General features: G+C 71.4%; 16 protein-coding genes. 13 read left to right on the top strand and 3 right to left on the bottom strand.

The features are described 5' to 3' along the window. Positions 1-2: 2 nt before the first annotated feature. Entirely contained in the window at positions 3-476 is a 474-nt protein-coding gene (locus tag B082_RS0128640; RefSeq protein ID WP_018555235.1) for a C40 family peptidase, read from the top strand. Between the two features lie 37 nt (positions 477-513). On the opposite strand, the gene B082_RS0128635 is transcribed toward B082_RS0128640, so the two are convergent. Next, positions 514-945 (bottom strand): ATP-binding protein, encoded by a 432-nt coding sequence (locus B082_RS0128635; RefSeq protein ID WP_018555234.1) that lies wholly within the window; start codon positions 943-945, stop codon positions 514-516. A gap of 204 nt (positions 946-1,149) precedes the next feature. On the opposite strand from B082_RS0128635, the gene B082_RS0128630 reads away from it, so the two are divergent. Both B082_RS0128630 and B082_RS0128625 read left to right on the top strand, forming a co-directional pair. Then, positions 1,150-2,010, top strand: a complete 861-nt coding sequence (locus B082_RS0128630; RefSeq protein WP_018555233.1) for a helix-turn-helix domain-containing protein — start codon at positions 1,150-1,152, stop codon at positions 2,008-2,010. A gap of 25 nt (positions 2,011-2,035) precedes the next feature. Next, positions 2,036-2,227, top strand: a complete 192-nt coding sequence (locus B082_RS0128625; protein ID WP_026250300.1) for a DUF397 domain-containing protein — start codon at positions 2,036-2,038, stop codon at positions 2,225-2,227. Positions 2,228-2,240: 13 nt separating this feature from the next. Here B082_RS0128625 and B082_RS0128620 read toward each other — a convergent pair whose 3' ends face one another. Beyond that, complete coding sequence (locus B082_RS0128620) at positions 2,241-3,383, bottom strand: 8-amino-7-oxononanoate synthase (protein WP_018555231.1); 1,143 nt, start codon at positions 3,381-3,383, stop codon at positions 2,241-2,243. 143 nt (positions 3,384-3,526) lie between these two features. On the opposite strand from B082_RS0128620, the gene bioB reads away from it, so the two are divergent. The 10 genes from bioB to mug all read left to right on the top strand — a co-directional run bounded on the left by bioB (position 3,527) and on the right by mug (position 14,334). Continuing rightward, positions 3,527-4,756, top strand: coding sequence for a biotin synthase BioB (gene bioB / locus B082_RS0128615; protein WP_026250299.1), 1,230 nt, complete (start codon positions 3,527-3,529; stop codon positions 4,754-4,756). After that, positions 4,749-6,053 carry an adenosylmethionine--8-amino-7-oxononanoate transaminase gene (locus tag B082_RS0128610; RefSeq protein WP_018555229.1) on the top strand — a complete coding sequence of 435 codons (1,305 nt, stop codon included), beginning with the start codon at positions 4,749-4,751 and terminating at the stop codon, positions 6,051-6,053. Before bioB ends, B082_RS0128610 begins: the two co-directional genes overlap by 8 nt. A 1-nt stretch (position 6,054) precedes the next feature. Further along, complete coding sequence (gene bioD / locus B082_RS0128605) at positions 6,055-6,744, top strand: dethiobiotin synthase (protein WP_018555228.1); 690 nt, start codon at positions 6,055-6,057, stop codon at positions 6,742-6,744. A gap of 239 nt (positions 6,745-6,983) precedes the next feature. Then, the gene (locus tag B082_RS0128600) at positions 6,984-8,267 is read left to right on the top strand and encodes a cytochrome P450 (RefSeq protein ID WP_018555227.1); all 1,284 of its coding nucleotides are present in this window, start codon (positions 6,984-6,986) and stop codon (positions 8,265-8,267) included. A gap of 65 nt (positions 8,268-8,332) precedes the next feature. Continuing rightward, positions 8,333-8,752 carry a GNAT family N-acetyltransferase gene (locus B082_RS0128595; RefSeq protein WP_018555226.1) on the top strand — a complete coding sequence of 140 codons (420 nt, stop codon included), beginning with the start codon at positions 8,333-8,335 and terminating at the stop codon, positions 8,750-8,752. A gap of 184 nt (positions 8,753-8,936) precedes the next feature. Next, positions 8,937-10,274: a hemolysin family protein gene (locus B082_RS0128590; protein WP_018555225.1), complete on the top strand. Its 1,338-nt coding sequence runs from the start codon at positions 8,937-8,939 to the stop codon at positions 10,272-10,274. After that, positions 10,271-11,290 (top strand): hemolysin family protein, encoded by a 1,020-nt coding sequence (locus B082_RS0128585; protein ID WP_018555224.1) that lies wholly within the window; start codon positions 10,271-10,273, stop codon positions 11,288-11,290. Before B082_RS0128590 ends, B082_RS0128585 begins: the two co-directional genes overlap by 4 nt. Positions 11,291-11,373: 83 nt before the next feature. Further along, positions 11,374-12,258, top strand: coding sequence for an SGNH/GDSL hydrolase family protein (locus tag B082_RS0128580; RefSeq protein ID WP_051094709.1), 885 nt, complete (start codon positions 11,374-11,376; stop codon positions 12,256-12,258). A 59-nt stretch (positions 12,259-12,317) separates the two neighbouring features. Next, the gene (purB, locus tag B082_RS0128575) at positions 12,318-13,760 is read left to right on the top strand and encodes an adenylosuccinate lyase (RefSeq protein ID WP_037711079.1); all 1,443 of its coding nucleotides are present in this window, start codon (positions 12,318-12,320) and stop codon (positions 13,758-13,760) included. A gap of 25 nt (positions 13,761-13,785) precedes the next feature. Next, the gene (gene mug, locus B082_RS0128570; protein WP_026250298.1) at positions 13,786-14,334 is read left to right on the top strand and encodes a G/U mismatch-specific DNA glycosylase; all 549 of its coding nucleotides are present in this window, start codon (positions 13,786-13,788) and stop codon (positions 14,332-14,334) included. Positions 14,335-14,383: 49 nt separating this feature from the next. Here the strand turns inward: mug and B082_RS0128565 are convergent, their stop codons facing one another. After that, the gene (locus tag B082_RS0128565) at positions 14,384-14,824 is read right to left on the bottom strand and encodes a hypothetical protein (protein WP_018555220.1); all 441 of its coding nucleotides are present in this window, start codon (positions 14,822-14,824) and stop codon (positions 14,384-14,386) included. Between the last annotated feature and the right edge of the window lie 42 nt (positions 14,825-14,866).

The following is a 14,866-nucleotide window of genomic DNA, read 5'->3' as shown; positions in this document are numbered from 1 at the left end:
GCATGAGTGCGCAGGTTCATGTCCCGTCTCTGCTCGTCCGGGCCACTACGGCCTCGGCCATGACGCTCGCCGCCGTCGGCGGCACGCTGTTCGTCCCCGGCGCCGCCCCCGAGGCCCAGGCCGCCGGTCATTCGATGAAGGCCCTGAACATCGCCGCGTCGAAGAAGGGGGCGCCCTACCGGTGGGGCGCCACCGGCCCCAGCCGCTTCGACTGCTCGGGGCTGACGCTGTACTCGTTCAAGAAGGCCGGCAAGCAACTCCCGCGCACGGCCCAGCAGCAGTACAACAAGACCCGCCACGTCTCCGCCTCCAAGCGACAGCGCGGCGACCTGGTCTTCTTCCATTCCGGCAGCAGCGTCTACCACGTGGGGATCTACGCCGGCAGCGGCAAGATCTGGCACTCGCCGAAGACCGGCGCCGTGGTCCGCCTGGAGAAGATCTGGACCAAGAGCGTCTACTACGGCCGGGTCGGCTGACGCCCGGACCCGGCCGGGCGCGTGGGCGCTTCGGACCTCAGGGCTGGACGGGGACGTGCCAGGGGAGCGCGACCCAGACGGTCTTGCCGCCGTCGGGCGCGGGCGTGACGGACAGCCGGCCGCCGTACTCCTTGGCGAGGGAGCGGATGATGACCAGGCCGCGTCCGTTGTCCTGCTGGACCGCTGCGGGCAGCCGCTGGGGCCGGCGGGGATGGCTGTCCGTCACGCCGAGGCGCAGCTGTTCCTCGCGCTCCAGCCGCAGGTCCACGGTGAACGTGGGCGAAAGACCGAACGTGTGCAGGACGGCGTTGGTGGCGAGCTCCGAGACAATGAGCCGTACGGTCTCGGCCGTCTCCGCGCCCTCGGGCAGGCCCCATTCGGCCAGGACCCGGCCCACGTACCTGCGGGCCTCGGCGACCGAGAGCGGCTCGCTCGGCAGAGTGACACGTGCTTCTTGATGGTCTGCCATGGCGAGCCGTCCCTTTCCCACCTGTTCCGGGCCGGCGAGCGGTCCGGTTGTACTTGGCGCCAGATTGCCATCGATGCTGCCCCCTGCGACGGCGATCCACCAAGATATGCATATATCTGTCGCTCAAACCGGTGAACTCTCCCCACTCGGACCCGCGCGGGCGCCACACTGTCCCCTCGGCAGGCAGCGGGAGGGAGCCATCAGATGCAGCACGGTCCTGCGGTGCGGCGCCGCAAGCTCGGGGAGGAGCTGCGGAGTCTGCGCCACGCGTCGGGTCTCACGAGCCGGGAGGCCGCGGGACTGCTCGGCTGGCACCAGTCGAAGGTGAGCCGCATCGAGACGGGCGTCAGCGGGGTGCGGCCCGAGGACGTGCAACGGCTGCTGGACGCGTACGGCATGAAGGACCCCAAGCTGCGCGAGGTGCTGGGCGCGCTCGCCGGTTCGGCGGGCGGGGGCGGCGCCGGCTGGTGGCACGCGTACCGCGGTCTCATCCCTCCGCAGTACCGCGACTTCATCAGCCTGGAGTCGCAGGCGCGCACGGCCCGCACGCTGGAGACGTCGGTGGTGCCCGGTCTGCTGCAGACGGCCGACTACGCCCGCGCGGTGACCCGGGCCTCCCTCGACGGACTTCCGGCCGGCCAGGTGGACTCACTGGTGGAGGTACGGCTGACCCGGCAGGGAGTGCTGCGCAGCGATCCGCCGCTACGGCTGAGCGCGGTGCTCGACGAGGCGGTGCTGCGCCGGGAGGTAGGGGGCCGGCGGGTGATGCGCGAGCAGCTGCGCCATCTCGCACGGGTGTCACAACTGCCACATGTCCGACTTCAGATACTGCCGTTCTCGGTCGGCGGCTATGTGAGCCTAACCAGCCCTTTCGTTATCTTTTCCTTTCCGACCGCTTCCGACCTTGACGTAGTCGTTCTTGACCACCTGACGAGTAGCCTCTATCTGGAACGGAAAGAAGACCTTGCGGCGTACAGCTCGGCCTTCCGCACCCTTCAGACACACGCGCTGTCGCCGGAGCACTCGCTGGATCTGATCGCCGCGATCGACCGCGACGATCGCTGACCCCCCACTGCCCGGAGGAATCGTCATGTCGGATTGCCCCGCACAGCAGGCGTTACGGTGGCGGCGCAGCAGCCGCAGCACGGGGATGAACAACTGCGTGGAGACCGCCCCGTTCGACAGGCGGCTGGCCGTGCGCGACTCCAAGGACGTGTCCAGGCCGTCCCTGACGTTCTCCCCCACGGCCTGGACGTCGTTCGTCACCGGTCTGAAGATCTGAGCCGAGCCCCGCCTCACGCCTCCGGAGCGGTCCGCCGTACGGTCGCCACCGCCTGCGCGATCTGCTCGTCCGTCAGGTCGGCGCGGGCGGTGAGCCGCAGCCGGGAGATGCCGTCGGGCACGGACGGCGGCCGGAAGCAGCCGACCGCCATGCCGGCCGCCCGGCAGCCGGCGGCCCAGCGGACGGCGGCGTCGGGCGAGGGCGCGCGGACCGAGACCACGGCCGCGTCGGGGCGTACGGCGGTCAGTCCGGCCGAGATCAGTCCGCCGTACAGCGCGGTGGCGACCGTACGCGCCCTGAGCGCGCGTTCCGGTTCGCGGCGCAGCAGCCGCAGTGCGCCGAGGGCCGCTCCGGCGGCGGCGGGGGCGAGCCCGGTATCGAAGATGAACGTGCGGGCGGTGTTGACGAGGTGGTCGATGACCCGGGCGGGGCCGAGGACCGCGCCGCCCTGGCTGCCCAGGGACTTGGAGAGGGTGAGCGTGGCGACGACATCGTCGCCGCCCGAGAGAAAGGCGGCGGCGAGCGCGCCTCGCCCGCCTTCCCCGAGGACCCCAAGGCCGTGCGCGTCGTCCACGAGGAGTGCGGCGTTCTCCGCGCGGCAGACGTCGGCCAGTGCGGCCAGCGGCGCGGCGTCGCCGTCGACGGAGAAGACCGAGTCGGTGACGGCGAGCTTCCTGCCCGGGTGGCCGTGCAGCGTCTTGCGGACGGCTTCGGGGTCGGCGTGCGGGACGACGGTGGTCTCGGCCCGGGAGAGCCGGCAGCCGTCGACGATGGAGGCGTGGTTGCCCGCGTCCGACGCGATCAGGGAGCCGCGGCCGGTGAGCGCGGTGAGGGCCGCGAGGTTGGCGGCGTAACCGGAGGAGAGGACGAGAGCCGCCTCGAACCCGCAGAACGCGGCGAGCTCACGTTCCAGTTCCGCGTGGAGCGCGGTCGAGCCCGTGACGAGACGGGAGCCGGTGGCTCCGCCGCCCCAGCGGCGCGCCGCCTCGGCCGCGGCGGCGGTCACCTCGGGGTGCCGGGTCAGGCCGAGGTAGTCGTTGCTCGCGAGGTCCAGGAGTTCCGCTTCGGCGTCACGGGGCCGCAGCCCGCGCACGAGCCCCGCGTCCGCGCGGCGGCGCGCCTCGTCGTCGATCCAGTCGAACGGGGTGGCGGGCATGGGCGGGTCCCTTTTGTAGGCAGCTCACAGACCCTAACCGCGGCCTCGACAAGCCACGGTGTGGCAATGCACACACCCTCGGTGAGCTCTGTTGTCCGGATCCTCCTTGGCTCCGGGTGGTGCCGTACGTCAGGATCATCGCCATGGACCTCCTGAACACGCTGGTGGACAAGGGGCTGCGGCGCGAGCTGCCGACCCGTGAAGAAGCGCTCGCCGTACTGGCGACCCCGGACGACGAACTCCTCGACGTGGTGGCCGCGGCCGGCAAGGTGCGCCGTCAGTGGTTCGGGCGGCGGGTGAAGCTGAACTATCTGGTCAATCTGAAGTCCGGGCTGTGTCCCGAGGACTGCTCGTACTGTTCGCAGCGGCTGGGTTCCAAGGCCGAGATCCTCAAGTACACCTGGCTGAAGCCCGACGAGGCGTCGAAGGCGGCCGCCGCCGGGGTGGCCGGTGGCGCCAAGCGTGTCTGCCTGGTGGCCAGCGGCCGGGGCCCGACGGACCGGGACGTCGACCGGGTGTCGCAGACGATCGAGGCCATCAAGGAGCAGAACGAGGGCGTCGAGGTGTGCGCCTGCCTCGGTCTGCTCTCCACGGGCCAGGCCGACCGGCTGCGGTCGGCGGGCGCCGACGCTTACAACCACAACCTCAACACGTCCGAGGGGACGTACGGGGAGATCACGACCACCCACACCTATGCCGACCGGGTCGACACGGTGCACCAGGCGCAGGCCGCCGGTCTCTCCGCGTGCTCCGGCCTGATCGCGGGCATGGGCGAGAGCGACGCCGATCTGGTCGATGTCGTCTTCTCGCTGCGCGAGCTGGACCCGGACTCGGTTCCGGTCAACTTCCTGATCCCGTTCGAGGGCACCCCGCTCGCCAAGGAGTGGAACCTGACGCCGCAGCGGTGTCTGCGCATCCTGGCGATGGTGCGGTTCGTCTGCCCGGACGTGGAGGTACGGCTCGCGGGCGGGCGCGAGGTGCATCTGCGCTCGATGCAGCCGCTCGCCCTGCACCTGGTCAACTCGATCTTCCTGGGTGACTATCTGACCAGTGAGGGCCAGGCCGGTCAGGCCGACCTGGACATGATCGCGGACGCCGGTTTCGAGGTCGAGGGCGCGGGTACGACGACGCTTCCCCGCCACCGTGCGGACGCGGCCGCCGGCTGCGGTTCGCACTCCGGCGGCTGTGCTCCGGAGACCGAAAGCTGCGGCTCGCACTCCGGCGGCTGCGCGCCGTGCGGCGAGGCCCCGGAGCCGGAATCCGCGCCCGCCGCCGCGCAGGAGGCCCAGGACGCGCAGGTGCCAGGGGCCCGCACGGATCTGGTGGCGGTCCGGCGCCGCGGCGCGGGTACGGATCTCGCCCCCAATGCCTGAGCCGCTCTCCCCCGGCGCGCTCCGGGACCTGGACCGGGCGCACGTCTGGCATCCGTACGGCCCGATGCCGGGCCGGCAGGAGCCGCTGGTCGTGGAATCCGCGTCCGGGGTCCGGCTCCGCCTCGCGGAACCGGCGCACGGGCAGCACGAGTTGGTCGACGGGATGTCGTCGTGGTGGTCCGCGGTGCACGGGTACAACCATCCGGTGCTGAACGACGCGGCACGCGGCCAGCTGGACCGGATGAGCCATGTGATGTTCGGCGGGCTCACGCACGAGCCCGCCGTCCGGCTGGCCACCCGGCTGGTGGAGATCACCCCGGAACCGCTGCGACACGTCTTCCTCGCCGACTCGGGCTCCGTTTCGGTCGAGGTCGCCGTGAAGATGTGCCTCCAGTACTGGCGCTCGGCCGGGCGGCCGGCCAAGAAGCGGCTGCTGACCTGGCGCGGCGGCTACCACGGGGACACCTGGCAGCCGATGTCGGTGTGCGACCCCGAGGGCGGGATGCACGAGCTGTGGTCGGGGGCGCTGCCCCGCCAGGTCTTCGCCGACGAGCCGCCGGCCGGGTACGACGCGGAGCCCGACCCGGCGTACGCGGCGCACCTGCGCGACCTGATCGAGCGGCACGCCGACGAGCTGGCCGCGGTGATCGTGGAACCGGTGGTCCAGGGGGCGGGCGGGATGCGCTTCCACTCCCCCGCGTATCTGCGCGTGCTGCGCGAGGCGTGCGACGCGTACGGCGTACTGCTCGTGTTCGACGAGATCGCGACGGGCTTCGGCCGTACGGGGAAGCTGTTCGCCGCCGGGCACGCCGGGGTGTCCCCCGATGTGATGTGCGTGGGCAAGGCGCTGACCGGCGGCTATCTGACGATGGCGGCGACACTGTGCACCGGTGAGGTGGCCGAGGGGATCTCACGCGGCGAGGTGCCGGTGCTGGCCCACGGTCCGACGTTCATGGGCAACCCCCTCGCGTCGGCGGTGGCCTGCGCCTCCATCGACCTGCTGCTCGGCCAGGACTGGGAGCAGGAGGTCAAGCGCATCGAGGCCGGCCTGCACGAAGGGCTGGCGGCGGCCCGGGAGCTGCCGGCGGTGCGCGACGTGCGGGTGCTCGGCGCCATCGGTGTCGTACAGCTCGATCACGAGGTGGACATGGCGGCGGCGACGCGGGCGGCGGTGCGCGAAGGGGTGTGGCTGCGGCCGTTCCGCGACCTCGTGTACACCATGCCGCCGTATGTGACCGGTGACGACGATGTGGCACGGATCTGCCGCGCCGTGTGCGCGGCGGCGCGGGAGGGCTGACGTGGGCGTTCTGGTGGTGACGGGCACCGGCACGGAGATCGGCAAGACGATCGTGACGGCGGCCGTGGCGGCGGCGGCCGCGGGCCGCGGGGTGGCGGTCCTCAAGCCCGCCCAGACGGGCCTGGAGCCGGGCGAGCCCGGCGATGCCGCCGAGGTGGCACGGCTGGCGGGCGGCCATGTGACGGCGGTGGAGCTGGCGCGTTTCCCCGAGCCGCTGGCGCCCGCGACGGCCGCCCGGCGGGCCGGGATGACGCCGGTACGGCCGTACGAGATCGCCGAGGCGGCCGAGAAGCTGGCGGTCGATCACGACCTGGTGCTGGTCGAGGGGGCGGGCGGGCTGCTCGTACGGTTCGACGACGAGGGCGCGACCCTGGCGGACGCGGCCCGGCTGCTGGCCGCTCCGGTCCTGGTGGTGGCCCCGGCCGGACTGGGCACGCTGAACTCCACGGCTCTGACCTCGGAGGCGCTGCGGGCCCGCGGGCTGGGCTGCCTCGGGGTGGTGATCGGCAGCATGCCGGACGATCCCGATCTGGCGGCGCGCTGCAATGTGGCGGATCTGCCGGTGGCCGCGGGCGCGCCGCTGCTGGGTGTCGTGCCGCAGGGGGCGGGGTCGCTCGCACCGGCGGACTTCCGGATGCGGTCGAGGAGTTGGCTGGCTGAGCCGCTGGGCGGGGACCGGCCCCAGGGCTGAGGGCGGGGCGGCGCTGCGGGCCCGGTCGGCGCGGCAAGGAGAAGGGGCGTCGGCGAAGGAGCGGGGCTGCCGCCTCCCGTACCGCCGAAGTATCGGGGGCATATTCGGCACCCCAGCACCCGTCTGCTCGAACAAGTGGTCATAATTCCTGGTCAGGTAGCCGAAGTCACCGCAGTCGGCCACGTCCTGGCGCCCGAGGCGCCAATCGACCAGAATTCGCGACGACTCATGGAGTGACATTGAGTACGACGACGTTCCGTTCCCGCCTCACCGCCCGGCTCGGACGCAGCTACCTGGCCAGGATCCAGAAGCACGGACTCGGGTCCTCCACGATGAAGCTGCTTCCCGAGCAGTTGCTGATGCCGCTGCGCAGGGACGGCCTCGATCCGGTGCGGGGGCTGGCCACCGCACGGGCGAACGCACCGGTCTCCAAGGTGGCGTTGCCCTTCGGCATGGACGCCTGGGTGGTGACCGGCTACGAGGAGTCGAAGGCCGTGCTCGGCTCCGCCGAGGGCTTCAGCACCGACTTCGCCCACCTGGCGGGCAACGCGGGCATAGTCGCCGAACACAGCCCCGGCGGGCTGGGGTTCAGCGATCCACCGGTGCACACGCGGCTGCGCCGCATCCTGACCCCCGAGTTCACGATGCGCAGGCTGCGCCGCCTGGCGCCCAGGATCGACGCCATCGTCGGGGAACGCCTGGACGCGATGGCGGCCGCGCCCGGACCGGTCGACCTGGTGCACGCCTTCGCGCTGCCCGTCCCCTCCCTGACCATCTGCGAACTGCTCGGAGTGCCCTACGAGGACCGGGACGACTTCCAGCAGCTGGCGATGGACCGCTTCGACCTGTTCGCCGGTACGACGGCGCCCTTCGGGGCCATGTCCGCGTCGCTCGACTACTTCCGCGGTGTCGTCAGGGCCCAGCGCCGCAACCCCGGCGACGGCCTGCTCGGCATGATCGTGCGGGAGCACGGGGACAGCGTCGACGACGAGGAACTCGCGGGCCTCGCCGACGGCGTGCTCACCGGCGGCTTCGAGACCACGGCGAGCACGATCGCGCTCGGTTCCCTCGTGCTGCTGCGCAACCCCGACGTCCTGGCCCGGCTGCGCACGGACGACAGTGTGACGGCTCCGTTCGTGGAGGAGGTGCTGCGCTACGTCTCCGCCGTGCAGATCGCCTTCCCCCGGTTCGCCCGCGAGGACATCGAGATCGCCGGGGTGGTGATTCCGCGCGGCGACATGGTGCTCTGCTCGCTGAGTGGGGCCAACCGGGACCCCGCGTATGTCACGGACGACGGGGGCTTCGACGTGGACCGGGTCACTCCGGCCGGACACCTCGCCTTCGGGCACGGCATCCACCGCTGCATCGGCGCGGAGCTGGCCCGGATGGAGCTGCGCTCCGTCTACCCGGCCCTGGCCAGGCGCTTCCCGGACATGCGGCTCGCCGTTCCGCCGCAGGACCTCACCTTCCGCAAGCTGTCGATCGTCTACGGCATCGACGCGCTGCCGGTACGTCTGCGCTGAGCTTCCCCGCCGCGGGAAGGGGAAACCGCTCGCACGAGGGAACGGCCCTCTGGTTGGCTCGCCCCATGAATGATCTCCGCATCCGCCACGCCGCCCTGCCGGACATCGATGCCGTCCTGCGGTTCTGGCGCACGGCGGCCGAAGGTACGAGCATCAGCGACGACCACGACGGGGTGGCCCGCCTCATCTCCCGCGATCCCGAGGCGCTGCTCCTCGCTGAGCGGGACGGCACGCCGGTGGGAACGGTCATCGCCGGGTTCGACGGCTGGCGGTGCTCCGCCTACCGGCTGGCCGTGCACCCGGATCACCGCCGGCAGGGCATCGCCGCCGCCCTGCTGGACGCGGCGGCGCAACGGTTCGCCGCACTGGGCGGCCGGCGGGTGGACGCCATGGTCCTGGAGAGGAACGAACGCGCGCACCATGTCTGGCAGGCGGCCGGCTACCACCGCGAGGACCACTGGCGGCGCTGGGTGAAACCGCTCTAGGAACCGGACCCACCTCCCCACTTTGCCGATCCTTTACCATGAGGTCCCAGCGTTCACGCTCCTGAATTCCCCCTCCTGACGAAAGGTGTGAGCCACCGCCCATGGGCGAGCCTCCCAGTAGCCGAACCCGCCGACGTCGCGCGGTCAGCCAGTCCCTGCCCGATCATGGGACGGAGGTGAACCGATGACCGAAGTGCTTCTGCTGCTCGTCGCCGTACTGCTCTCCCTCGCCTGTGGCGCCTTCGTCGCGGCTGAGTTCTCCCTGACCACGGTCGAGCGCGGCCAGCTGGAGAGAGCCGTCGAGCAGGGTGAACGCGGTGCCGCGAGCGCCATGAAGGCCGTGCGCAGCCTCACCTTCCAGCTGTCCGGGGCCCAGCTCGGCATCACGGTCACCAATCTGGTCGTCGGCATGCTCTCCGAATCGTCCATCGCGAAACTGATCCGGGGACCGGTCGAGGCCGTCGGGCTGTCGCCCGGTGCGGCCTCGTCCGTGGCGCTCGTCATCGGTACGGCCCTGTCCACCGTGTTCCTGATGGTCGTCGGCGAGCTGGTCCCCAAGAACTGGGCCATCTCCTCGCCGCTCGCGGTGGCGAAGACGGTCGCCACCCCGCAGCGGGCCTTCACGGCGGTGTTCCGGCCCTTCATCAGCCACCTCAACAACACGGCGAACCGGATCGTGCGCCGTTTCGGGCTCGAACCCGCCGAGGAGCTGGCCTCCGCGCGCAGCCCGCAGGAGCTGATGGCGCTGGCCAGGCACTCCGCCAAGCAGGGCGCCCTGGAGGCGGACACCGCTGAACTGTTCGTCCGTACCCTCAACCTGCCGGAGCTCACCGCGGAGAACGTGATGACCCCCCGCGTGCAGGTCACCGCGCTGGAGGTGGACGCGACCGCCGAGGACGTCGCCAACGCGACACGGGCCACCGGGCTCTCCCGCTTCCCCGTGTACCGGGGCAGCCTCGACACCGTGGTGGGCGTCGCCCACATCAAGGACGTCCTGGCGATCCCCGCCGAGCAGCGGCCCCGCAAGCGGGTCGCCGAGATGCTGCGCGAACCGGTGCTCGTCCCGGAGACGCTGACCGTGGACCGGCTGCTCGACCGGCTGTCCGGCAAGCTCGCGATGGCGGTCGTGATCGACGAGTACGGCGGCACGGCGGGTGTCGTGACGCTGGAGGACATCGTCGAGGAGGTCGTCGGGGAGGTGCGGGACGAGCACGACCCGCACGAGACACCGGACCTGGCACCGGCCGGTGAGGACGCCGACGGACGCGTCCTGTGGTCGGCCGACGGCGCCGCGCGGACCGACCAGCTGGAGCGCATCGGGCTGAGAGTCCCGGACGGACCCTACGAGACCCTCGCCGGCCTGATCGCGACTGAGGTGGGCCGCATCCCCACGGTGGGTGACTCCATCGAGCTGGGCGGCTGGCGGCTCGACGTGGTCGACGCCTCCGGACGCCGCGCCGCGCGGGCGCTGCTGCACGCACCGCTCACCGGTGCCCACGACGCGTCGGAGGATGAGCGATGACCGTCGTACAGCTTTTCATCGGCCTGCTGACGCTCGTCGTGAACGCCTTCTTCGTCGGCGCGGAATTCGCCCTCATCTCCGTACGCCGCAGCCAGATCGAGCCGCAGGCCGAGGCGGGGAACCGGCGGGCGCGCAGCGTCATCTGGGGCCTCGAACACGTCTCGGCGCTGCTCGCGGCGGCGCAGCTCGGCATCACGCTGTGCACGCTGGTCCTCGGTATCGTCGCCGAGCCCGCCATCGCGCACCTGCTGGAGCCGGTCTTCGACACCGTGGGCGTGCCGCACGGGCTGGTCCATCCGATCTCGTTCGTGATCGCGCTGTCGGTGGCGACCTATCTGCACATGCTGCTCGGCGAAATGGTGCCGAAGAACATCGCGCTGGCCGAGCCGGTGCGCTCCGCACTGCTGCTCGGGCCGCCGCTGGTGGCGCTGGCACGGGCGCTGCGTCCGGTGATCTTCGCGATCAACGCGTTCGCCAACGCGCTGCTGAAGCTCCTGCGGGTGGAGACGAGGGACGAGGTGTCGGCCACCTTCTCCGACGACGAGCTGGCCCGTCTGGTGAAGGACGCGGGCGATGCGGGTCTGGTCGACGACCGGGCGGCCGAGCGGCTGCACCATGCGCTGGAGCTGGGCCGCCGGCCGGTGCGGGACGTGGTGCTGCCGGTGGACCGGGTGATGTACATCCGGGTCGGGGCGACCCCCGAGGAGCTGGAGCGTCTCTCGTACGAGACGGGGTTCTCGCGCTTCCCCGTGATGGACGCGGAGCAGCGCATCCTCGGGTACCTCCATGTGAAGGACGCCCTCGACGTCACCCCGCGCGACATGCCGTTCCCGGTCAGCTCGATGCGGCCGATCGCCAGGATCCGGGCGGCCACACCGCTCGACGACGCGCTGACCGCGCTGCGGCGCAGCCGTACGCACCTGGCGGCGGTGCTCGACGAGGACGGCAGGCTGGCGGGCATGGTGACGATGGAGGACGTTCTGCGGGAGTTGGTGGGCCGCCCCCAGGCCCGCTGAACCCGGGTGGCTCCGGGCGCGGTGCCCGGAGCCACCCGTTCCCCCGGCAGAGCCGGAGGGCACCGCGATACGATCGCATCGCCATGGAAATGAATGCCACATACACCAGTCTTGTCGCGGTCGGCGACTCGTTCACCGAGGGCATGTCGGACCTGCTGCCCGACGGTTCGTACCGGGGCTGGGCCGATGTGCTCGCCTCCCGGCTCGCCGCCCGCACGCCCGGCTTCCGGTACGCCAATCTCGCGGTACGCGGCAAGCTCATCGGCCAGATCGTGGACGAGCAGGTGGACGTGGCGGCGGCCATGCGGGCCGATGTGGTGACGCTGGTCGGCGGCCTCAACGACACCCTGCGCCCCAAGTGCGACATGGGTATGGTCCGCGGGCGGCTGGAGGAGGCGGTGGAGCGCCTGGCGCCGTCGTGCCAGAAGCTGGTGCTGATGCGCAGCCCCGGGCGCAACGGCCCGGTGATGGAGCGGTTCCGGCCGCGCATGGAGGAGCTTTTCGCCCTGGTCGACGAGTTGGCCGCCCGGCATGACGCGGTCGTCGTCGACCTCTACGGCGCACCGGCCCTGGGCGATCCCCGTCTGTGGGACGTCGACCGGCTGCATCTGACCGCCGAGGGGCACCGCAGGGTGGCCGAGGCGGTCTGGCAGGCGCTGGGGCTGCCGCCGGAGAGCGACTGGCAGGCCGTACTGCCCACCGCCGTCCCGCCTGGCTGGGCCGCCCGGCGCGTGGACGATGTGCGCTTCGCCCGCCGGCATCTCCTGCCGTGGATCGGGAGGCGTCTGACGGGGCGCTCGTCGGGCGACGGCCGGGCGGGGGCGCAGTTCAGCGCCGAGCTGGGCCGGGCCTTCTGGGTCACCCCCGAGGAGGGCGGCGCCTCGGCTCCGGTGGGCTCGTGGCGCCGTCTGGATCACGGCGACGTGGACAGCGGCGAGCGGGGGGCGTCGGACGCGTCGCGTTCGTAGCAATCCACAAACCGGACCGCGGCGCTGAGCTGCACGAACCGCCAGTAGAATCAGGACACGTGACTGCTGTGTCTGCGAAGCCTCGCATCCCCAATGTCCTGGCCGGCCGCTACGCCTCCACGGAGCTGGCCGTCCTCTGGTCCCCCGAGCAGAAGGTGAAGCTGGAACGTCAGCTGTGGCTGGCGGTGCTGCGCGCCCAGAAGGACCTCGGGATCGAGGTACCCGACGCCGCCCTCGCCGATTACGAGCGCGTCGTCGACCAGGTCGACCTGGCCTCGATCGCCGAGCGCGAGAAGGTCACCCGGCACGACGTGAAGGCCCGGATCGAGGAGTTCAACGCCCTCGCCGGCCATGAGCACGTCCACAAGGGCATGACCTCCCGCGACCTCACCGAGAACGTCGAGCAGCTCCAGATCCGGCTCTCCCTGGAACTGATGCGCGACCGCACGGTGGCGGTCCTGGCCCGGCTCGGGAAGCTCGCGGCCGAATACCGCGAGCTGGTCGTCGCCGGCCGCTCCCACAACGTCGCCGCCCAGGCCACGACCCTCGGCAAGCGCTTCGCGACCGCGGCCGACGAGCTGCTGGTGGCCTACGGCCGGCTCGAAGACCTGCTGGAGCGCTACCCCCTCCGTGGCATCAAGGGCCCGGTCGGCACGGCGCAGGACATGCTCGACCTGCTGGGCGGCGACGCCGGGAAGCTGGCCGAGCTCGAACAGCGCATCGCCGGTCACCTGGGCTTCGCCCAGGCCTTCACCTCGGTCGGCCAGGTCTATCCCCGCTCGCTCGACTACGACGTCGTGACCGCCCTGGTCCAGCTGGCGGCGGCGCCCTCCTCGGTCGCGAAGACCATCCGGCTGATGGCCGGCCACGAGCTGGTGACCGAGGGCTTCAAGCCGGGTCAGGTCGGCTCGTCCGCGATGCCCCACAAGATGAACACCCGCTCCTGCGAGCGCGTCAACGGCCTCATGGTGATCCTTCGCGGCTACGCGTCGATGACCGGTGAGCTGGCGGGCGACCAGTGGAACGAAGGCGACGTCTCCTGCTCCGTGGTCCGCCGGGTGGCCCTGCCGGACGCGTTCTTCGCGTTCGACGGGCTGGTGGAGACGTTCCTGACGGTGCTCGACGAATTCGGCGCCTTCCCCGCCGTCGTGGCCCGCGAGCTGGACCGCTACCTTCCTTTCCTCGCCACGACCAAGGTGCTGATGGGCGCGGTGCGTGCGGGTGTCGGCCGCGAGGTCGCCCATGAGGCCATCAAGGAGAACGCCGTCGCCTCCGCCCTGGCCATGCGTGAGCAGGGCACCGAGCGCAACGAGCTGCTGGACAAGCTCGCGGCCGACGAGCGCATCCCGCTCGACCGCGCCCAGCTCGACGAGCTGATGGCGGACAAGCTCTCCTTCACCGGTGCGGCGGGCGACCAGGTCACCGCGCTCGTCTCCCGGATCGAGGAGATCGCCAAGCAGCACCCGGAGGCCGCCGGATACACCCCGGGCTCGATCCTCTGACCGTGACGACCTTCCCTGCCGGCCGATGACGCCCGAGGACCTCCAAGCTGCCCGTGACCGCGTTGTTCCCGACGTGGTCGCGGGCGGCCTGCGCGTGCTGTTCTGCGGCATCAACCCGAGCCTGACGACGGGTGCCACGGGCCACCACTTCGCCTTCCCCGGCAACCGCTTCTGGCCCGTGCTTCACCTGTCGGGTTTCACACCACGGCAGTTGCGCCCCGCCGACCAGGCCGAGCTGCTCCGGTACGGGCTGGGCATCACCAACGTCGTCGCCAGGGCCACGGCCCGAGCCGACGAACTGTCCGCCGAGGAATTCCGGGCCGGAGGACAGATCCTGGCCTCCAAGGTCGAGCGGCTGCGGCCACGGTGGCTGGCCGTGGTCGGCATCACCGCCTACCGCACGGCGTTCGGCGACCGCCGTGCCCGCATCGGCCCTCAGGAGCGGACGATAGGCGGGGCCCGCGTCTGGGCGCTGCCCAACCCCAGCGGCCTCAACGCCCACTGGACCGCTCAGACCATGGCCGAGGAGTACAAGCGCCTGCGGATGGCCGTGGACGGGGACGGCACCGCGTAGTCCGGGCGGCTGGTTCCCGTAGCCGGCACGCTCGGTCGGCTTCTGCGGGTCAGGGCGGATCGATCTCCGTCACGAGCACGCTCAGCTCGCATCCGGCACCCTCGTCCTCCAAGTAGAGCGCCAGCGCGACCCAGCGTTCCTCCTCCGTGCGCCACAGCCGCAGGTACTCGCATCCCGCCACGGTGTCGGCCCACGGGGCGGGTATCTCCTCACCGGACATCATCCGCTCCTGGGCACTCCACAGACTGATCATCTGCGGCGCACCCCAGCGGCTTCCGAGCAGCGTGACCAGTGCCTCGTGGTCCGCGAGGCACTGAGTCCGGCGCTCCAGCCGGCCGGCCTCATCGTCCTCCCAGGCGTCGTCGTCCGTGTACAGGAACGCCGTGTGGTAGCCGGGCCCGCTGACTCCCGAACCCGATCGGACACGTTCCGCCGGAAACTCTCGGGTGCGCATCCCGTCGATGAGGCGGAGGTGATGTGCGGTGGTCATGCCGTCAGTAAACCCCTCCCCACTGACAATCGGAGCTTCCCT

The sequence above is a fragment of the Streptomyces sp. ATexAB-D23 genome, from assembly GCF_000373645.1.
Lineage (GTDB): Bacteria > Actinomycetota > Actinomycetes > Streptomycetales > Streptomycetaceae > Streptomyces > Streptomyces castrisilvae.
This window is presented reverse-complemented; position numbering and strand designations above follow the sequence as displayed.